Source organism: Ruegeria sp. AN11 (assembly GCF_056536005.1).
Genome location: NZ_JBQFJD010000001.1, coordinates 3041586 through 3060425, shown reverse-complemented (window position 1 = coordinate 3060425; position 18840 = coordinate 3041586). Strand labels below are relative to the sequence as shown.

Genomic DNA, 18840 nt, shown 5'->3' with positions numbered 1-18840 from the left:
TATATCTTAGGTGCTGCGCCCGTCTGCCGGGGCGCAGACCTGACCGGGTGCAACTGTGGAGAAGGCCATGGCAACGGGCGAAGACAATCGGCGCGGGTTTCTCACCGGCGCGGTCACTTTTATCGGGGCGATCTGGGCTGCAGGGCGCACCGCTGCCGCGCAACTGACGCCGAATGCGGCAGAGGGTCCGTTCTACCCTACGGAACCGATGCGCGTCGCCGATGCGGATAACGATCTGGTCAAAGTCGTCGGTCTGGTTCGGGAAGCCGGAGGTGAGGTGATCACCCTAAAAGGACGGATCTCAGACAAGGCCGGGCGTCCCCGGGCAGGATACCGGATCGAGATTTGGCAATGCGACGTGAATGGAAAATACATTCACCCCGGCGACAGGCGGACTGTGCAATACGACCGGGGGTTTCAGGGCTTTGGACACGACATCACGGACGCGCAGGGTCGCTATAGTTTCCGGACAATCAAGCCAGGCAGCTATCCGGGCCGGACGCCGCATATCCATGTCAAGGTTTTAGAAAGAGACCGCGAGGTTCTGACCACGCAGTTCTACGAGGCGGGAAACCCCGGCAATAAGCGGGATTCGCTCTATCGGCGTATGTCCCCGGCCGAGGCCCGCAACGTTTCGATGACATATGTCGAGGTCTCGGGCGGGATAGAAACGACAGTCAACATAGTTGTCTGACAGGCAACGTTGTCAGCATTGCATGGCTCTGCGCGCCAAAAAATTTGCCCGCCGTGGTTAACGGTGATTACCGCAAAGTTCGGTGTAAGGCGTTACTCCACCGTAATCGTAATCACCTCGGACACAATCGGCGTCGCATGCGGTACGTGGCCCGCATCGCCCAAAACCAGTTGCAGCGTGTGTTCGCCCGGCTCAAGGTCCAGCGTCACCTGGGTCTGGCCGCCACCGAAATGCAGGTGATTGTCGTCTGCGGGCAGGCCATAGGACAGCTCGTCCGCTCCATCCTCGCCCTCACCCAATGGCGGGCGATCGATCAGCAGGTGGTGATGGCCGGTGTTTTCCTTTTCCGTCCCCGCAGGGGCAACCCCCATGCCGCTGAGGCCAAACACCACCGTCACCGGCGACGGGACGGTGTCACCATCCGCGAGATTGACAAAATAGACCCGGGCGTCGGGGTTTGACGGCGTCTCACCCTGGGCCAGCGCAAGCGAAGCGGACAGGCAAAGCGCGGCAACACCAATAAATGTTTTCATGATTCCCTCCCTGGACACAAATTTGCCATTCTCAACATAGCACGATTGGGCAATTGTCCCCTGATTTGCTGACAATGCACGTCCTGTAGCGCGCATGGAAACCACTGTTTCAGCGTTTCCCATGTGCAAACGATCCGAATCAAATCCCAGATATTATCCCATGTCTGCCCCGTTTCCGCCCAAGTTCAGGGCCATGGTCAGGCAAAGAACCAAGACCTGGGGTACGCGAATGGACCGATTGACCGAAATGGAAGCCTTTTCCAATGTAGTGGATCAGGGCGGCTTTACAGATGCGGCCAAAAAGATGGGCATCTCCAAATCGGCTGTCTCCAAGCATGTATCGAGCCTTGAGGCACGATTGGGTGCTAGACTGCTGAACCGGACAACGCGCCGCGTTTCGCCCACCGAGATCGGGCTGGCATATTATGATCGTGCCCGCCGCGTGCTGAATGACGCAGGCGAAGCGGATGCGCTGGTGACATCGATGCAGTCCGCCCCGTCGGGTCTGCTGCGGATCAGCGTGGCCACGGATTTTGGTGTGAATCACCTGTCGCCTGTGTTGTCCGGCTTTTTGTCGGCCTATCCCGACATCACCGTGAACATGGTGCTGAACAACCGGTATGTGGAGCTGATTTCAGAGGGGTTCGACGTCGCCGTGCGAATCGGAGAACTGGAAGACAGTACACTGCGCGCGCGCAAACTGACCGAAACCGTCAAACGGATGGTTGCGGCCCCCAGCTATGTCGAGAAATACGGACGCCCGCAGAAGATTGACGATCTGAACGAACACAAGCTTCTGCACTATTCCAGCCAGTCATCCGGCAATGTCTGGAAACTGACTGCACCCTCGGGCGAAAAGCGGCAGGTTCGCACCGCCGGATGGCTAAGCGTCAATGACGGCCAATCCCTGCTGAACGCCGCCATCTCAGGGTTGGGTATCGCCTATCTGCCCAGCTATCTTTATGCCGACGCGATGAAGTCCGGAGCGGTGCAGGACGCGATGCCGTCCCTGCCGGATGAGGTACAGGGCGTCTATGCCGTCTACCCGCCCGGCCGCTTCACGCAGCCCAAAGTAAGGGCATTCATTGATTTTCTGGCTGATTCATTCAGCGACAAGGGTCCGATGGACTGGTAAATTCTCCCCGTGGAACCTGAACGGCCCGCACGCCTGTCGTGCGGGTCTTTTTTTTGTCCCAGCCTAGGTAGGACTTTTAGGTACCTAATTGATCAGCAAAACCGCCTCGACCCGGCGATTGAGATCACGGCCTTCCGGCGTTGCATTCGAGGTGATCGGTGCCAGATATCCAACCCCTTCCGCCTCGATCCGGTCCGGCGCGACGCCATGTGCCTCGATCAGGCGGGTACGGACCGACTGGGCGCGTTTTGTGCTGACCGAGATATTGGCCTGCAGGTCGCCGGTGTCATCGGTGTTGCCCACAAGCGCCAGGCGCAGGTCGGGATTGTCGCCCAGAAACCCCGCCAGCAGCGCCAACGAGGCAAACGGACCCTCGCCCAAATCAACTTCACCAGTGCTGAAATTCAGATCGTCCAGAATGACATGCCCATTCTGCTGCAAGTCCGCCAGCAGGCCACCTTCGGTTTCGACCGTTTCTTCTACGACGACCGGGGGCGGCGAGGTTTCCGCCACGGGTGTAACACGGATCATCTGCACATACCCGTCGGGAGGGTTGCGGCTGACCAGAAGGCTCAGCACTTCCTGATCGCGCGAGGCGGACAGAAAACGATAATCCTGAATGGCGACATACATGTCGGGCGTCGGAACCACTTCGATATCAAAGCGGAAATCGAAACCACCACAGGCGCGGGCCTCACATTCGAACCCAATATCAAAGCCCTGCGCGACAAGCTGATCCCTGAGCGGGGCCAGAATCTGCAACGTCGTGCTGGATCCGGCCTGAAGCTTCCAGGTAAAGCGTTCGACCCGCCCCTCGACCTCGCGTGTCGGGACTGCGCCATCGGCGAACGGACCGGTCGGCAGCGCGTAACTGTCCAGCGGGCTGGTACGGTCGCTGATCTGACGGGCACCGGTAGGCATCGTCAGGTCCTGCGCCGCTGCCGGAGCGGCCAGCATCAACAGGCAAAGGGCAACGCGGCGGATCATCTGAACTGGGAGTGGTATTCGTCGTTCGGGACCATACCCGTGGCGCTGGCCACCCGGTTCGACATGTTGAAAAAGCCGGTCACGTTGGCGATGTCCCAGATATCACGATCCGAGAAACCAACGTCACGCAGCCGCTGGCGGTCGGTTTCCTCGATCTCAGCGCTGGCTGTCGTCATTCTGGCGGCGAAATCCAGCATCGCACGCTGCTTGTCGTCCAACGGCGCCACGCGGTAGTTCATCACCAGCATCTCGCCCAACTGCGGGTTGCCGGACAATTGCCGGACGGCTGCGCCATGGGCCACAAGGCAGTAGAAACACTTGTTGATGGACGAGACCACAACCGCGATCATCTCGCGTTCCAGCTTGGTCAGCCCGCTGTCGGCCAGCATCAGATCGTTGTACATCGCGGTGAACGCGTTCAGCTTGTCGATATCAAACGCATTGGCCTTCAGCACGTTTGGCACCATGCCCAGCTTTTCGACGCAGATGTCGAAATACTTCTGTGTCTCGGGCGGCAGCGGGTCGACCATGGGCAGGTTCAGCGCTGTGGGCATGTCTTGATCGGGCACGGCTGTCTTTCTCCTCAGGCCAGCTGGCGGTAGTGATACTCTCCGGCGATCTCCATCCCAAGCGAGTGATAGAGACGATTGGCGCCGGTATTTGCCTTGGTGCAGATCACGCTAAAGGTATGGGCGCCGTTGTCCAGCGCCCAAAAGGCCGCGGCGCGCATGGCCCATTGTCCCAGACCCTGTCGGCGATGGGCGGGCAGAATTTCCAAAGCATGCATCATGGCAACCCCTTCATGTACAGCCACAAATCCAACCCCGGCTGGTTGGTCCTTGCGCCGCAGAAGCAGGCCGGTCTTCGGGCCATCCGCCCGATCCATAACGGCCAGACGCTGCGGCCCGATACCGGCCGTCGCCCAAATCTCACACATGATCGCAAGCGGTTTCCAGATGGTAAAAACAGTCACGCGCGGCACCGGCACGTCCGTCAGATGCCCGACCGGGCAGGTGTAGATGTTGACCGGATCAAGCACCGTGTAGCCGCGTTCGGCAAGCTGGGCATCCAGCGCGTCGTCCCCCGGACGCAGACAGAATAGGCGTTTCTGCCCCAGTTCCACCATGGCTTTCTCGGCCGCATCAATATCGGCTTCGGTCGCGGAAGAAGTCGCACTGGCGGCGGACACCCGAGAGCCGCCACCCTGCCCTTGCCGCAGCCGGAACGGCCCGATTGTTTCGTACGCGGCGGCCGGCCATGTGCCATCCACCACGGCCTCCCAGTTGACGCTCAAAGCTGAAGCTCTTTCGCGAGGCGGGTGGTTGCGGCGTCGATGCGGGCACCATCGGTGCCGCGCACAACGACGTTGGCACCAAAGACCCCGTTGATCTGGAACGGGTAGCAGCCGATGGTCAGATCGGAAAACTCCTCGGCCAGCGACGCCAGGGTTTGCGCGATATCCCCTTCACCGCGGTCGATGCGCAGGGTCTGCGACAACAACGGGCTGCCGCCGGTCAGCGTGGGCAGAACGCTGGCCACCATTGCCTGAAAGACGGAGGGCACCCCAGCCATCACATGCACGTTTTCGATGGTGAAGCCTGGCGCCGTCGAGACCGGGTTTTCGATCAGTACGGCACCGTCCGGAATGCGCGCCATGCGCAGACGGGCAGCGTTCAGGTCCAGCCCCGACTTGTCGTAATGCGCCTCCAGCAGGGCACGTGCGTCGGCGCGAATATCAATTGGGGTTTCAAACGCGCGGGCGATGCAATCGGCGGTGATATCGTCATGGGTCGGGCCGATGCCACCGCTGGTGAAGACATGATCGTGCGCATCGGACAGCGCCCTGACCGCCGCCTCGATGGCCGGTGCCTCATCTGAAACGATGCGGACCTCTTTCAGGTCGATGCCGTGCTTGGTCAGCTCCTGAGCAAGATAGTGCATATTGGCGTCGCGGGTGCGGCCGGACAGGATTTCATCCCCGATCACCAGCATTGCGGCGGTTGGATTGGCCATGTGCGCTCCCCTCTTGATCGACCGTTTGGGCAGGTATAGGCCGTGAGACATGCGATTTGAAACCCCTCTTGTCCCCGCCCGCCTGATCCGCCGATACAAACGCTTCTTGGCCGACTGCACGATTGAGGACGGGCGCGAGGTTACAGCTCATTGCGCCAACCCCGGCTCAATGATGGGGCTGGCCGAACCGGGTGAGCAAGTCTGGCTGGAGCCCAATGACGATCCGAAGAAAAAGCTGAAATACGGCTGGCGGCTGGTCGATCACGAAAACGGACATTTCACCGGGGTCGATACATCGGTTCCGAATAAAGCCCTGCGCGCAGCACTGAACGCCGGTCAAATCCCGGAACTGGCGGCATATGAAACCATCCGAGCCGAGGTGAAATACGGCCAGAACAGCCGCATCGATTTCCTTCTGACCGGGCCTGGCCTGCCGGACGCCTATGTCGAGGTCAAAAGCGTCACCCTGTCCCGCCAGCCCGGTCTGGCCGAGTTCCCAGACAGCGTAACCGCGCGCGGCACCAAACATCTGGGCGAGCTGGCGGCGATGGCCACACAAGGACACCGCGCCATTATGCTTTATCTGGTGCAGCGCACCGATTGCGACCGGTTTGCGCTGGCCGACGATATCGACCCCGCCTATGCGGCCGCCTTCGAGGCCGCGCAGGCGCAGGGCGTCGAGCGGCTGGTTTACGGAACGCGGATTTCGCCGGAAGGTGTTTGGGTAAACCCGAGACCCATTCCCACCTAAAGACGCCTTGCACGGCGCAGGCGTTTCGTTTCAACCCAGATTTGGATCACCACACAGATACCGACGGGTTACCTGCGTTTCCTGACAAGGTGGAGTTCATGGGTCTCCTTGAATTTGGGCCTCTTACTTCACGGCGTCTTGAGCCTCTTCGTACACCTCCGGCCAAAGCTCCGCATCCAGACGCTTCACAAATGGCGCCAAGTGATCCGCCACCTCGCGCCAACGCCCGACCGACGACGTGCTGACGGGCCGGCGGACCTGAAGGCTGCTGGCGGTTTTGACCGCGTCCGATGAGGATTGCGGCGTCAGCATGCTTTCTTCGAACGACAGGTCGCAAACTTGGGCAAGCTCGGCTGCCGCGTCCTGCAGATTGTTGACCAGATACTCGTACCGGATGTCGTGAATACGGCCCGGCAGTTCCTTGTGCCAGTGCTGCATGTAGCGGCGGTAACGGTTGGCCTCGGCCGCCATCCATTTGAAGTCATGCGTGAAATACATCCCCTGCGCGCCGAAATTCTCGCGCCACATCGACAGGGCGACGTCCCTTGGATCGCGCTGGACGTTCAGGATCAGCGCATTGGGAAAGGCCTGTGCAATCGCGCCGAGATAGGCGTAGTTGCCCGGCATCTTGTCCACAAAGGCCGCGGCGTCCCGGTTCAGCTCGGGCAGGCGCTCGACATAGTAATCCGCCAGTGGTTGCGCCTGTGAATGCAGGCTTTCCTCTTTCATCACCCAGAACTGAACGGTGGCAAGCTCTCCCAGCCCCTGTACCTGTGAATGTGCCGACAGGATACGCTCGACCAGAGTTGTGCCCGATCTGGCAAGGCCGACAACAAAGATCGGTCGGGGAATGTCGGTTCGCGGGTCCGAAGATTCCTTCGGCAAAGGCGCAGCAAGACGGTCGCGGCATTCCTTCTCGCGGCTCTCCTCCAGACTTTCCAAACCGTCGCGCCGCAGTTCGTGCGCCTCGTCCAGATGATGCATCTCCTGCGCCAGGTCCTTGTCCAGACGCGCAAGGCTTGCCGCAGCGAAGTGAATCAGCGAGGCACTTTCACGGTTGGCGATCGGCCCCTCGCCGAGGAATTTTGAGACCTGAGCCCGCAAGGCAGTCAGATCGTCCTGCTTCAGGCCCGACAGCTTGCAAATGAACTCCAGTGTTTCCGGATGACCGGGCGCCAAGGCAAGCGCTAGACGTGCGTGTTTCAGGGCTTCGTCCAGCCGACCGACCCCGGCCAGAGCCTTGGACAGGCGCAATTGCCCGTACTGAAATTTGGGATGCTGTTTGACAAGCGCCGTCAGGAGCCCGACCGCATCGTCCCAGCGGCGCAATTCGTCCAGAATATCGGCTTTCAGGCACTGCGCCTCGAGATTGCCGGGCTGGCGCTTCAGCACCAGATCAACGGCTTCCAACGCCTTTTGTTCCTTCTGCTCTCGCAGAAACGCCATCGCGCGAATGAACTGCTGGGGTGGCGTCAGGGGTGCGCGCGCGCCGATTTTGTCAATGAACGCCAGCGCCTTGCCAGCGTCGCCTCCCTGAACAAGGCTCATGCCGTAATTCTGGATCAAATCCGCGTTTCCGGGTTCCAGCCGCCATGCCCGTTCGAAATAAGTCTGGGCCAGAGGGAACTTGCCCTGCTGGATCGCACACAGACCGGCAAGTCTTGGCAATGCCGACACGTTCGGCCATTTCTTGGCGGCCTTGGTTGCCCGTTTGAAAGCCCGATCAGCCCGGCCTTTCCTGAGCAGATCGCTGATGCTGGCGATTTCGGCCCTCAGCTGATCAGCTTTTTGCATTGCCATGCCTTTCTGTGATTTGCGCAAACCCGGCGGCTATTGCCATGTGCTATTTCATTCTGCCCGCAGGGTCTACCAGAGATGAGGCAACCCTCCGACTGCAGGTGCTACCCTGCACCCTCTGGTACTTTCTGCACAAGCAGCGTAAAAGGAATGCTGCGCGACACATTTGGAGCTTAGCGTCGATGAAAGAGCATCGTGGCCGTCTGACCAAGGACGGCATCCGCATTTATGAACAGGGTGACTTTGCCGGGATGCATGCGGCAGGGGCGCTGGCGGCGCGGATTCTCGACGACATTGCCGACCATGTTTTTCCGGGCCAGACCACAGGCGCGATTGACGGTCTCATCACGCAGATGGTCGAAGATGCGGGCGCGACTTCGGCCACTATCGGTTACAAGGGCTATCAGCACGCAAGCTGCATCAGCGTGAACCACGTGGTCTGCCACGGCATCCCCGGCGACAAAAAGCTGAAAGACGGCGATATCCTCAATGTCGACGTCACCGTCATTGTTGATGGCTGGTTCGGCGACACGTCGCGCATGTATGTTGCGGGCAAACTGCCGCGCAAGGCGGAACGACTGATCCAGGTAACCCATGACGCGTTGTTCAAGGGCATCGAAATGGTCAAGCCCGGCAATACTTTCGGCGATATCGGCCATGCCATTCAGACCTATGTCGAGGCCCATCGGATGAGCGTTGTCCGCGATTTCTGCGGCCACGGTCTGGGCCGGGTCTTCCACGCCCCGCCGAACGTGCTGCATTACGGTCGTCCGGGTACCGGAGCCAAACTGGAAGAGGGGATGTTCTTTACCATCGAGCCGATGGTGAACCTGGGCCGCCCCGAGACCAAGACACTGGCCGATGACTGGACCGCCGTGACCCGCGACAAGTCTCTGTCGGCGCAATTCGAGCATTCGGTAGGGGTGACTTCGGACGGGGTCGAGATCTTTACCCTGTCGCCGGGCGGAAAGTTCCACCCGACCTATTCTTCCTGATCGGCAGCCTGCTCGCGCAGCAGTTTCAGCAGCATCGTCTCGTCACCCCATGGGGTGATTGCGTCATGGATAAACACGGGCGCGCGACGCGGTTTTGGCGGCGGGCCGGTCGTTGTGTCGGTATCGGATGTGATCGTCCAGAACGGAGACGGTAAGGCGCGGTCCATATCAGGGATGGTAGCACGCCCGGCTCAGATTCCCAAAAGCCGCGGGGCGTCGGCCATGTCGTGAAACACCTCGGCCCCCAGTTGCGCCAGAGATGCCCCGTCGTCATGGGCGGCAAACCCCAGGCACCGCATTCCGGCACGAATGGCGGCAGTGACGCCATTCACGCTGTCTTCGATCACCACCGGGGACATCGAACCGAAACGTTCAGCGGCGGCCAGAAACATATCCGGCTCGGGTTTGCCGGTTCCCAGCACATGGGCGGAATACATCACATCGCTGAACCGGTCCCACAGCCCATTCTGGCCCAATGTGATCCGCATCTTGTCCGGGCTTCCATTGGACGCGACACAGAACGAAATGCCCTTCTGATCCAAAAGCGTCAGCAGGCTTTGCACACCTGCCACCAACGGCACGCCTGCCCGCAGCTTTTCGTATGTTTCCGCATAAACCTGATCGGTCCAGTCGTCGGGCAGGTCCGCGCCCAAAGCCCGCGCTTTGTCCCGGACACCTGTCATGGTTCCACCCACGAACAGAGACATACACTCCGGCAGTGACAGGCTCAGCCCGTATCGCGCCAGATTTTCCATCAAGACCCGGTTCGAGATGACCTCACTATCAACCAGAACTCCGTCGCAATCGAAAATGACCAGATCGTGCATACGGTCCTCCGCCTGTTTTCGGTTGAGCTAGCCGAGGATCGACCAGCCTGCAAACCTGTAATCCGCGCAGGTCGTTTCAATCCGAAACGCCACGCTGCATCAATGAGATATGGGTGTCGCCGTATTTCCGTGCATCCAGCAGGCTGAACCCCTCAGGTACAACCATGGCAGAGTTTTCTTCCCAGACCAGAACCGCGTGGTCGCTGATCCAGCCGCCGGTCAGGGCAGCGGCAATTGCCTTCTGGCCCAGCGCCTTGCCGTAAGGCGGATCCAGAAAGATCAGATCACAGGGCGCGCCGGGGTTTTCACCCAACCGGGTCGCATCGCGGCGGATCAGGTTGGTGCGGTCGGCACTGCGGGTCAGGTCGATATTGCGTCGGATCAGCCCCTGCGCCACGCGCCCGTCATCGACAAAGGTCACATGAGATGCTCCGCGTGACAGCGCCTCGAGCCCCAATGCGCCTGTGCCCGCGAACAGGTCCAGCACCCGCAGGCCGTCAAAGTCGATCTTGTGGGCCAGAACATTGAACAGGCTTTCGCGGACCCGGTCCGTGGTGGGGCGCAAATGCGCGCCTGCGTCCCCCTTGCCGACCGGGGCCAGCGCGCGGCCCCGGAAGTCTCCGGCGATGATCCTCACGCCTTGAGCAGCGGTTTCAGGTCCGCGTCGGGGTCGGCCACAGTCGCCGGATCCGCCGTCTTGCCCATTTCGATCAGGCGCTTGCCGACCATGTAGGCGCGCGGGTCGTTCATCGCATCAACGGCAATCAACCGATCCCCGCTGTAATACCAGAACGAAACGGTCTGACCCTCGCCCTTTCGGGTCACAACGCGGTCATAACCGGTGTTCAGCCCCGCGATTTGCAGTTTCACGTCGTACTGGTCTGACCAGAACCACGGCGTTGCAACATAGTCCTTTGCAGCCCCCAGCATGTTCTGGGCCACGATCTCGGCCTGATCGATGGCGTTTGGCACGCTTTCAAGGCGGATACGATCGCCCTTGTGCGGGAAGGACGCGCAGTCGCCCGCCGCCCAGATCGACGGGTCAGAAGTGCGGCCATGGGCGTCGGTCTTGATGCCGTTGTCCAGTTCCAGGCCTGCCATTTCAGCCAATTGGGTCGACGGGGCGATACCAACGCCGACCACCACGAAATCAACCGCAAGCTCGGTACCGTCGGTCAGTACCGCGCCGGTGACCTTGCCGTTGTCGCCAACCAGCCGGTCCAGCCCGACGCCTTCGCGGATGTCGGCGCCATATTCACTGTGCAGGGCGCGGAAATAGTCGCTGGTCTCGCGGGCAGCGACCCGTTGCAGGATGCGGTCGGCCATCTCGACCAGCGTCACCTTGACTCCGCGCTTGGCGCAGACCGCCGCAGCCTCGAGGCCAATGTAACCGCCGCCCACGATCAACGCGCGTGCGCCGTCTGTCACACGGGGCTCCATCTCGTCGATATGGGCCAGATCACGCACCACGTGCGCGCCGTCCAGATCCCCGCCTATGGATGCGGGCAGGCGGCGCGGGTCCGATCCGGTGGTCAGTGCCAGCTCGTCGTAAGGAATGACCTCATCGCCCAGAGTAACGGTTTTTGCGTTTGGGTCGATGGCGGAGACACGCTGGCCGAGACGCAGGGTGATATTGTTCTCGGCATAGAAGCTTTCGGGTCGCAGGAACAGGCGTTCCAGCTCCATCTCACCCAACAGGTAGGCTTTGGACAATGGCGGGCGCTGGTAGGGCAGATGCGGCTCGGCCCCGATCAGGGTAATGTCCCCCTCAAACCCGTCCTTGCGCAGTCTGGCAACAAGCGAAGATCCGGCCTGACCGGCACCAATCACGACAATATGGCTCATGTTCCTCCCACCCTGTCGAATTCCCGTGGTTAACTTGATCCGCTCACCTATATTGCGGCAGGGACCGACTCTGCAAATCCAAATGACAGGAGCGCTAAAATGATTTCAACAGGTGATATGCTGCCCGAAGCCACGCTGACCCAGATCGGTGCGGAAGGCCCGGAAGAGGTTCGGGTGTCGGACAAGACCAAAGGGCGCAAGGTGGTGATCTTTGCCGTACCGGGCGCATTCACGCCGACCTGCCATTCGGCGCATGTGCCCAGCTTTATGCGCACCAAGGATCAGTTCAGCGCCAAAGGCGTCGACGAGATCATCTGCATCTCGGTCAACGATCCGTTCGTGATGAAAGCATGGGGCGAGGCGACGGGCGCCTCGGATGCGGGCCTGACCATGCTGGCCGATGCAGCATCCGAGTTCACGAAAGCCATCGGAATGGACTTCGACGCCCCGCCCGCGGGTCTGATCGCGCGGTCGAAACGCTATGCGATGCTGGTCGAAGACGGCCGGGTCGTGGCGCTGAACCTCGAAGAAAGCCCGGGCGCATGTGAAATTTCGGCCGGCGAAGGTCTGCTGGACGTCATCTGAAATTGGCTGGCCCCGGGGCAAGCCGGGGCCGGTTAAAGTGCATTTAACTTGATGCAACGCCCCGAAGTGCGAATACTTGGCACATATAACCGGGGAGTTTGTTTATGATGCTAAAGATTTTTCCTTTGATTTTAGGTGGCGCAGGCTTGTTGGCGGCCTGTGGACCGGCCCCCACACCGCAGCAGCAAGCCGCACGGCAGCATGAGATTGCCTGCCTCAGCGGGACCTTGGGTGGTGCGCTGATTGGCGGGGCCATCGGCAATCAGTTTGGCGGCGGATCGGGCCAAACGATCCTGACGGCAGCCGGTGCGGCAGCCGGTGGCGTGTCCGGTCAACGTTACGCGTGCTGAGGAGAGGCAGGATGAAACGTGGTATTATAGTGATCATGGCCATGATGATGGCCGGTGCCGTTTCCGCGGAAAGCGTCGCCGAATTGCATGAGGGCGAGCTGAACGCCATCGACGGAAACAACGACGGCTTCCTGTCGCGGGACGAGTTCAACGCCTTTTCCGACTATGCCTTTCAGGCAATGGATGAGGACAAGAATGGCACCCTGGGTCAGGCCGAAGCGAAACCCTTTCTAAGTCTCGACATGTTCCGGAAAGTGGACCGCAACAACGATAGCCAGGTTTCTCGTGCCGAATATGACGCACAGATGAACCAAGATTTTCTGGCCGCCGACCAGGACGGCAATGGCCAGCTGGACTGAAACGGACCGGCCGCGGAACAACCGGGGCTGATCTGATGGGACAGGAGCCTTTGATGAACAAATGGATTGGCCTTGGTGTTCTGAGCGTGATGGCGGCCTGTAACGTCCCGCAGGCCCCGGTAGTGACAGGCCCCGACGGGCAGGCGCGTATCCAGATCAACACCAATGGTCTGACCTGTTATCAGACACGTTGTCTCGATATTAACCCGGCGGCGCGCAGCGTCCGGTCGATCGGCAACAAGACAACCCGGATTCCAGGCGGCATCAATGTCAGCGATGGCACGGTTACTCCGGCTGAATTCGAACAGATGGGCGTAGCCGCATCATTGGCGGGCGGTGTGGGCTCGGGTAGCGACCGGGGCTAGAGCAGACTGTCCATCTTGCGCGCCAGCTTGGCATCCAGCGCGGAAAGGCCGCCTACGTCATGGGTGGACAGGACCACTTCGACCGTGCGGTAGATATTCGACCATTCGGGGTGGTGGTTCCACTTTTCCGCAAAGATCGCCACCTGCGTCATCCAGCCAAAAGCGTGGACAAAATCCTCGAAGATAAAGGTTTTTGTGATTGCATCCCGGTCATCGACCATCGTCCAGCCGTTCCTGAACAACGGATCCAGTAGCGGGCCGCGTGTCTCGGTCGACAATAGTTCGGTCATTGCTGTTCCTCCGGGTTCGATTTTCTGAACGGGCCATAGTCCGTCAGAATCTCAATCTCTTCTCCCACCGCGCGGGCTTCGGCGTCCAGATAATTCTGCACAGCGTCCGCAAATCCCGGATCGCCGATCCAGTGCAGACTGTGCGTACGCGTGGGCAGATAGCCGCGGGCCAGCTTGTGCTCGCCCTGCGCGCCCGCCTCGACCCGTTTGAGGCCATGAGCGATGGCGAAGTCGATCGCTCTATAATAGCACAACTCGAAATGCAGACAGGGGTGATGCTCGACACAGCCCCAATAGCGTCCGAACAGCGTTTCACGCCCGATGAAGTTCAGCGCCCCGGCAACCGGATACCCATCGCGTTCAGCCAACACCAACGCCATGTCATCTGCCATGGTTTCCTGTGCAATATCAAAGAACTGGCGCGTCAGATAGGGCGCCCCCCACTTGCGCGATCCGGTATCCTGGTAAAAGCGCCAGAAAGCGTCCCAGTGGTCGGGATGCAGATCCGCGCCTGTCAGTGTGCGAATGTCTCCGCCGAAGCCGTTTGCCTGTGCCCGTTCCTTGCGGATGTTCTTGCGCTTGCGGGACGACAGCGCCCTCAAAAACGCATCGAAATCGGTGTAGTTGTCATTGAGCCAGTGAAACTGCTGCGAGGTTCGGTGCATCAGTCCCATCTGCTCACCTGCACGCGCCTCATCATCGGTACAAAAAGTGATGTGAATTGACGAGACCCGGTTGTCGGCTGCCAGTTGCACCGCGCCCTGAACCAGCGCCGACGTGCCGACACCTTCATAGCCGGGCCGCACCAGAAAACGGCGCCCGGTTGCCGGGGTAAAAGGTACTGCGATTTGCAGCTTCGGATAGTAGCGCCCGCCGGCATTCTCATAGGCATGGGCCCAGCTATGGTCGAAGATATACTCGCCCTGGCTGTGCGATTTGGCATACATCGGGGCGGCAGCAATCAGCATCCCGTCCAGATAAGCCGTCAGATATTGCGGCTGCCAACCGGTACCGCGCCCGACCGAGCCGCTTTCTTCGAGCGCCAGCAGGAACCGGTGCGTGGTGAACGGGTCCAGCGGACGCCCACCATCATCAGTCTCGGGACAAGCGCAACTGTCCCACTCGACCGCAGGTATCTGCGAGAGCGACCCAAGAACCCGAACCTCAATCTGCGCCTGATCCATATCCCCTCCCGCGTCTGTTCTTTATCTGTGACGGCCCGGGGCGGGATCAACCCGGATGTGCCGCCAGATACCCCTCGAAGGTTACGTTGTCGGCAACCTTGCGCGCCTCGGCCTCCTGCCCAGGCGAGCGAACGGTCCAGCACAGGATCGGCACGCCACGCGCCTTGAGTTCAGCCACGCGGGGACGGGAAAGGTCCTCCGCCTCGTGACTTATGAAACCAGCGCCGACCCGGTCGAAATCCGGGATTTCGCGCAAGTGGTCGCAAACCTTTTGCGGCAGAAGCTCCACCTTTGGATCGTAGGAACACGTGACCAGACCACGTGGCAGATGCGGGGCAAGCCGCGCCAGTTCCGCAACGCTGTTGGGGTTGAAGGACATCAGCGCCACGGGGCCTTCATACCCGCGCAGTGCCCGCACGGTGTCGTGTTCCAACGACCCGATATCAGTGCCCATGGCACCGTCCTGATCCTTGAGCTCGATCAGCAGTGGCACCTTGCCCCCAATCAGCTCCAGCACTTCGTCCAGCGTGGGAATACCGTCATCGCCATGCAGCAGAGACGTGGCCTGTGCCTGCGCGCAGGTGGTCTGACGTATCGGGCCAGGCTGACCGGTCAGCCGGGTCATGTCATAGTCGTGAAATACCATGGCCCGGTCATCGGCCGTCAGTTGCAGATCAACCTCGACCCCGTACCCGGCCTTGACGGCCGCGCAAATGGCCGCCCGGCTGTTTTCCGGGCGGTGATCCGCAATGTCGTGCAACGCCCGATGCGCAATCGGGGCTCGCAGGAACTCTGCTGGCAGAGATGGCGTCATTGGACTTCGAAAATGCCTTCGATCTCGACCGCAACACCCAGCGGCAGGGATGCCGCACTGACAGCCGAGCGCGAGTGGCGGCCGGCTTCGCCCAGCGCCTCGACCAGAAAATCGGACGCGCCGTTGATGACCTGCGGCTGGGCCGTGAAATCAGCGGTCGAGTTCACAAAGCCGGTCAGCTTGATAACGCGCACGAGTTTCTCGATATCGCCACCACAAGCCGCCTTGACTTGGGCCAGCAGGTTAATGGCGCACACCCTGGCTGCGGCTGCGCCTGCCTCGACATCCATGTCGTCACCCAGTTTGCCGGTAATCAGATCGTCGGCCTTGGAAATCTGACCCGAGACATAGACGATGTTGCCAACACGTACGAAGGGCACGTAGTTCGCGGCCGGTGCGGGTGCGTCCGGAAGGGCGACGCCCAGGCTTTCCAGTTTCGCTGCAATGCTCATGTGATGATCCTCACCTTGTTTGACTCGGGCGGACGCTAACCGCGAACACGCGGTTGGGAAAGCTGGAAACCGTCATTTTTCATCGCTGAACGGCCTTGGCGAAACTTTTCTTATTCTGAACTGTTGAACTTGAGTCACTTTACCTACTTCCTTTCGGCGGGTTAAACGCTATGTGTTTCAAAGTGATTGCGAAACACATATGTGACGGCGAATTGGGCCTTGAAGCGCTGAAAAAGGCCACATTGATTAAGTATCCGGTGTACCCGCAACGGATGTATTGGAGTAACGAAGACCGTGTCGAGTAAGTTCAGCCTGAAATCTCTGATCCTGCTGTCTGTGTTTGCTGTCCTGAGCGCCTGCGCATCCCAGCCGCAGGACCAAGCCGCACGCGGAGAAATCTTTGATCCGTATGAAAACGCCAACCGGGGCATCCACAAATTCAACCTTGGCGTTGACCGGTTTCTGTTTCGTCCCGCCTCGAAAGGCTACGTGAAGATCGTGCCCGACCCGATGGTCACAAGCTTCAACCATTTCGCCGAGAACCTGACCATGCCCGGTCAGGCCCTGGACTATCTTTTGCAGGGCAATATCAAACAGTCCGGCAATGCGCTGCTGCGGTTTCTGATCAATACGACCGTGGGCGGTGTGGGCCTGTCCGACCCGGCAAGCGAATTGAACCTGCCGCCAGTTGACACGGATTTCGGTGAAACCCTGCATGTCTGGGGGGTCGGTGAAGGCGCCTATGTCGAACTGCCCTTCTATGGTCCGTCGACCGCGCGGGACTCGGTCGGTGTGATCGTCAACCTGTTCTCGAACCCGATCAATTTCAGCCCGGTCCGCCCGGTGGACAACATCGGCGTCTATGCCGAAGTTGTGCGCCGGATGGGCGACCGGGGACGGTTTGCAGACACGGTCGACTCGATCCTGTATGAAAGCGCCGACAGCTATGCCCAGGCGCGCACGATCTACCTGCAAAATCGCCGCTTTGAACTGGCCAGAGACGATGAGGACGCCTATCTGGGTCTTTATACTGACCCCTATGCCGAAACCGGAACCGACCCTGTCAGGGACCCCTATCTAGACCCTTACGAGGACCCCTATGCCGAATAACCCTCTGAACAGACGCGATTTTGTTGCCACCGGATTGGCAGGCCTTGCGCTTGCCCTAGTCCCCCTGCCCGCGCTTGCCCAGACCGAAGCCAGTGCCAAGGCTTTGGTTGTCAGCGTTGTTGACGACATCAATCGCGTGATCGCCTCGGGCAAATCCGAAAATGCCATGTTGCGCGATTTTGAAAAGATCTTCGTGCAATATGCCGATGTGCCGATCATGGCGCGTTATGTGCTGGGCGCCGATGGCCGCGCGGCCAGCCCGACGCAGCTGAAACAGTTCACCAAGGCGTTTCAGGGCTACATTTCCACCAAATACGGACGCCGGTTCCGCGAATTCATTGGTGGCGAAGTAACTGTTCGCGACGCGCGGAAAATCAAGGCTGGCTACGAGGTCAGAACCTCGGTCAAGCTAAAGGGATCCGCGCCGTTCGATGTAACCTTTCTGGTCTCGGACAAATCCGGGCGTGACCGGTTCTTCAATATGTTCATCGAAGGGGTGAACATGCTGCTGACCGAACGGACCGAAGTCGGAGCGATGCTGGATGCGCGTGGCGGCGACCTGAACAGGCTGATCAAAGACATGAACCGGCTCAGCTGATCCCATTCGAGAGATCAAAAAAGCGCCGCGCGAAACACTCGCGCGGCGCTTTTTCATTTCAGTTGAGGCGTTCGCCGGTCTCTTCGGCGAAATAAGACACTTTGCTCATGTCGAAGGCCAGGTTCAGCATCTGACCAGCCTGTGCGCTGGTTTCCGCATGCAGGCGCGCCGTGACCTGTTTGCCGCCCAGTTCCGAGACCACATAAGTGTCCGCGCCTGCAGGTTCGACCATATCGACCATGCACGCAGCCTCCTGTACGCCCGCTCCTGCACGAAAGCCTGCTTCGGCGATATCCTCGGGGCGCAGGCCAAGGATCACATCCTTTGGCAGGGACAAGTCGCGGGCATCGTTCAACACCAGCGTCTCGCCCGCTCCGCGCGAGATAGCGATCTGGGTGCCTGACCCAGTGTTCGATGCTTTGGCCGGGATCAGGTTCATCGCGGGCGAGCCCATGAAGTCAGCGACAAACAGGTTGGCCGGATTGTTGTAGATCTCGGCCGGGCTGCCGATCTGCTGCACGATGCCGCCTTTCAGAACGACGATCTTGGTGGCCAGCGTCATCGCCTCGATCTGATCATGGGTCACATAGACGATTGAGGCATCCAGCGTCTGGTGCAACTTCTTGATCTCGGTCCGCATCTCGACCCGCAGCTTGGCGTCAAGGTTGGACAGGGGTTCATCAAAGAGAAACAGCTTGGGATCGCGCACCAGCGCCCGCCCCATCGCCACACGCTGACGTTGGCCACCAGACAACTGGCTGGGACGACGGTTCAGCAACTGCTCGATTTGCAGCAGTGACGCGACATCTTTCAGTTTCGCGTCCTGCGTGGCCTGGTCGACGCCTCGCACCTTCATACCAAAGGTGATGTTTTTGGCGACAGTCATGGTCGGATACAGAGCGTATGATTGGAACACCATCGCGATGTCGCGATCCTTGGGGCTGACATGGGTCATGTCGTTGCCACCGATGGAAAGGGTGCCGCCCGAGATCGGCTCCAGACCTGCAATGCAGTTCAACAGGGTGGACTTGCCGCAGCCCGAGGGGCCGACCAGCACCAGGAAATCGCCCGGTTCGATCGAGATGTTGATGTCCTTCAGAATCTCGGTCGCACCGTAATTCTTATACAGGTTGTTGATATCGAGGATGGGAGCCAT

The 18840-nt window shown here is 60.0% G+C and carries 25 protein-coding genes; 10 read left to right on the top strand and 15 right to left on the bottom strand.

Annotated features, from left to right (window positions below):
- The first annotated feature begins 67 nt into the window (after positions 1-67).
- On the top strand, positions 68-694 hold the full coding sequence (locus ACR3EQ_RS15075; RefSeq protein ID WP_480491093.1) for a dioxygenase family protein: 627 nt from the start codon (positions 68-70) through the stop codon (positions 692-694).
- Between the two features lie 92 nt (positions 695-786).
- On the opposite strand, the gene ACR3EQ_RS15070 is transcribed toward ACR3EQ_RS15075, so the two are convergent.
- Positions 787-1227: a DUF4399 domain-containing protein gene (locus ACR3EQ_RS15070; protein WP_170613022.1), complete on the bottom strand. Its 441-nt coding sequence runs from the start codon at positions 1225-1227 to the stop codon at positions 787-789.
- Positions 1228-1456: 229 nt separating this feature from the next.
- Here ACR3EQ_RS15070 and ACR3EQ_RS15065 point away from each other — a divergent pair, with 229 nt between their 5' ends.
- Positions 1457-2362 carry a LysR family transcriptional regulator gene (locus tag ACR3EQ_RS15065; RefSeq protein WP_170613020.1) on the top strand — a complete coding sequence of 302 codons (906 nt, stop codon included), beginning with the start codon at positions 1457-1459 and terminating at the stop codon, positions 2360-2362.
- An 84-nt stretch (positions 2363-2446) separates the two neighbouring features.
- On the opposite strand, the gene ACR3EQ_RS15060 is transcribed toward ACR3EQ_RS15065, so the two are convergent.
- From ACR3EQ_RS15060 to ACR3EQ_RS15045, 4 genes are read right to left on the bottom strand one after another with little or no spacing between them, the layout of a single operon-like run.
- Positions 2447-3349: an OmpA family protein gene (locus tag ACR3EQ_RS15060; RefSeq protein WP_480491091.1), complete on the bottom strand. Its 903-nt coding sequence runs from the start codon at positions 3347-3349 to the stop codon at positions 2447-2449.
- Complete coding sequence (locus ACR3EQ_RS15055) at positions 3346-3918, bottom strand: peroxidase-related enzyme (RefSeq protein ID WP_480491089.1); 573 nt, start codon at positions 3916-3918, stop codon at positions 3346-3348. Before ACR3EQ_RS15055 ends, ACR3EQ_RS15060 begins: the two co-directional genes overlap by 4 nt.
- A gap of 14 nt (positions 3919-3932) precedes the next feature.
- A complete protein-coding gene (locus ACR3EQ_RS15050) occupies positions 3933-4643 on the bottom strand; it encodes a GNAT family N-acetyltransferase (RefSeq protein ID WP_480491087.1) in 711 nt (236 codons plus the stop codon).
- Positions 4640-5362, bottom strand: a complete 723-nt coding sequence (locus ACR3EQ_RS15045; protein WP_170679908.1) for a molybdopterin-binding protein — start codon at positions 5360-5362, stop codon at positions 4640-4642. The genes ACR3EQ_RS15050 and ACR3EQ_RS15045 overlap by 4 nt, the downstream gene beginning before the upstream one ends.
- 49 nt (positions 5363-5411) lie before the next feature.
- Here ACR3EQ_RS15045 and sfsA point away from each other — a divergent pair, with 49 nt between their 5' ends.
- Positions 5412-6113: a DNA/RNA nuclease SfsA gene (gene sfsA / locus ACR3EQ_RS15040; RefSeq protein WP_170613012.1), complete on the top strand. Its 702-nt coding sequence runs from the start codon at positions 5412-5414 to the stop codon at positions 6111-6113.
- Positions 6114-6236: 123 nt separating this feature from the next.
- On the opposite strand, the gene ACR3EQ_RS15035 is transcribed toward sfsA, so the two are convergent.
- Positions 6237-7913 (bottom strand): tetratricopeptide repeat-containing sulfotransferase family protein, encoded by a 1677-nt coding sequence (locus tag ACR3EQ_RS15035; RefSeq protein ID WP_480491084.1) that lies wholly within the window; start codon positions 7911-7913, stop codon positions 6237-6239.
- A gap of 179 nt (positions 7914-8092) precedes the next feature.
- Between ACR3EQ_RS15035 and map the strand changes: the two genes are divergently transcribed.
- Positions 8093-8905, top strand: a complete 813-nt coding sequence (gene map / locus ACR3EQ_RS15030; RefSeq protein WP_170613008.1) for a type I methionyl aminopeptidase — start codon at positions 8093-8095, stop codon at positions 8903-8905.
- Here map and ACR3EQ_RS15025 read toward each other — a convergent pair.
- The 4 genes from ACR3EQ_RS15025 to ACR3EQ_RS15010 form a co-directional block, all read right to left on the bottom strand.
- Complete coding sequence (locus ACR3EQ_RS15025; RefSeq protein WP_170613006.1) at positions 8893-9072, bottom strand: hypothetical protein; 180 nt, start codon at positions 9070-9072, stop codon at positions 8893-8895. The two genes, map and ACR3EQ_RS15025, sit on opposite strands and share 13 nt — an antisense overlap.
- A gap of 24 nt (positions 9073-9096) precedes the next feature.
- Positions 9097-9732, bottom strand: a complete 636-nt coding sequence (locus tag ACR3EQ_RS15020) for an HAD family hydrolase (RefSeq protein WP_170613004.1) — start codon at positions 9730-9732, stop codon at positions 9097-9099.
- Positions 9733-9808: 76 nt separating this feature from the next.
- Positions 9809-10369, bottom strand: a complete 561-nt coding sequence (gene rsmD, locus ACR3EQ_RS15015; protein WP_170613002.1) for a 16S rRNA (guanine(966)-N(2))-methyltransferase RsmD — start codon at positions 10367-10369, stop codon at positions 9809-9811.
- The gene (locus ACR3EQ_RS15010; protein WP_480491082.1) at positions 10366-11577 is read right to left on the bottom strand and encodes an NAD(P)/FAD-dependent oxidoreductase; all 1212 of its coding nucleotides are present in this window, start codon (positions 11575-11577) and stop codon (positions 10366-10368) included. Before ACR3EQ_RS15010 ends, rsmD begins: the two co-directional genes overlap by 4 nt.
- Positions 11578-11676: 99 nt before the next feature.
- Here ACR3EQ_RS15010 and ACR3EQ_RS15005 point away from each other — a divergent pair, with 99 nt between their 5' ends.
- The 4 genes from ACR3EQ_RS15005 (at position 11677) to ACR3EQ_RS14990 (ending at position 13236) form a co-directional block, all read left to right on the top strand.
- Positions 11677-12162: a peroxiredoxin family protein gene (locus ACR3EQ_RS15005; RefSeq protein ID WP_170612998.1), complete on the top strand. Its 486-nt coding sequence runs from the start codon at positions 11677-11679 to the stop codon at positions 12160-12162.
- 104 nt (positions 12163-12266) lie between these two features.
- The gene (locus ACR3EQ_RS15000; RefSeq protein WP_170612996.1) at positions 12267-12512 is read left to right on the top strand and encodes a glycine zipper 2TM domain-containing protein; all 246 of its coding nucleotides are present in this window, start codon (positions 12267-12269) and stop codon (positions 12510-12512) included.
- An 11-nt stretch (positions 12513-12523) separates the two neighbouring features.
- Entirely contained in the window at positions 12524-12871 is a 348-nt protein-coding gene (locus ACR3EQ_RS14995) for a hypothetical protein (RefSeq protein WP_170612994.1), read from the top strand.
- 53 nt (positions 12872-12924) lie between these two features.
- Positions 12925-13236 (top strand): hypothetical protein, encoded by a 312-nt coding sequence (locus ACR3EQ_RS14990; RefSeq protein ID WP_170612992.1) that lies wholly within the window; start codon positions 12925-12927, stop codon positions 13234-13236.
- Here ACR3EQ_RS14990 and ACR3EQ_RS14985 read toward each other — a convergent pair.
- The 4 genes from ACR3EQ_RS14985 to ACR3EQ_RS14970 are packed head-to-tail and all read right to left on the bottom strand — an operon-like array spanning position 13233 to position 15976.
- The gene (locus ACR3EQ_RS14985) at positions 13233-13526 is read right to left on the bottom strand and encodes a 4a-hydroxytetrahydrobiopterin dehydratase (RefSeq protein ID WP_170612990.1); all 294 of its coding nucleotides are present in this window, start codon (positions 13524-13526) and stop codon (positions 13233-13235) included. The genes ACR3EQ_RS14990 and ACR3EQ_RS14985 overlap by 4 nt on opposite strands.
- Positions 13523-14710, bottom strand: a complete 1188-nt coding sequence (locus tag ACR3EQ_RS14980; RefSeq protein WP_170612988.1) for a GNAT family N-acetyltransferase — start codon at positions 14708-14710, stop codon at positions 13523-13525. The genes ACR3EQ_RS14985 and ACR3EQ_RS14980 overlap by 4 nt, the downstream gene beginning before the upstream one ends.
- Before the next feature lie 46 nt (positions 14711-14756).
- Positions 14757-15524, bottom strand: a complete 768-nt coding sequence (locus tag ACR3EQ_RS14975) for a glycerophosphodiester phosphodiesterase family protein (protein ID WP_480491079.1) — start codon at positions 15522-15524, stop codon at positions 14757-14759.
- Complete coding sequence (locus ACR3EQ_RS14970) at positions 15521-15976, bottom strand: RidA family protein (protein WP_170612984.1); 456 nt, start codon at positions 15974-15976, stop codon at positions 15521-15523. Before ACR3EQ_RS14970 ends, ACR3EQ_RS14975 begins: the two co-directional genes overlap by 4 nt.
- A 294-nt stretch (positions 15977-16270) precedes the next feature.
- Here ACR3EQ_RS14970 and ACR3EQ_RS14965 point away from each other — a divergent pair, with 294 nt between their 5' ends.
- Positions 16271-17086, top strand: a complete 816-nt coding sequence (locus ACR3EQ_RS14965; RefSeq protein WP_480441004.1) for an MlaA family lipoprotein — start codon at positions 16271-16273, stop codon at positions 17084-17086.
- Positions 17076-17684, top strand: coding sequence for an MlaC/ttg2D family ABC transporter substrate-binding protein (locus tag ACR3EQ_RS14960; protein WP_170612982.1), 609 nt, complete (start codon positions 17076-17078; stop codon positions 17682-17684). The genes ACR3EQ_RS14965 and ACR3EQ_RS14960 overlap by 11 nt, the downstream gene beginning before the upstream one ends.
- 58 nt (positions 17685-17742) lie before the next feature.
- Here ACR3EQ_RS14960 and ACR3EQ_RS14955 read toward each other — a convergent pair whose 3' ends face one another.
- The gene (locus ACR3EQ_RS14955) at positions 17743-18840 is read right to left on the bottom strand and encodes a sn-glycerol-3-phosphate ABC transporter ATP-binding protein UgpC (RefSeq protein WP_170612980.1); all 1098 of its coding nucleotides are present in this window, start codon (positions 18838-18840) and stop codon (positions 17743-17745) included.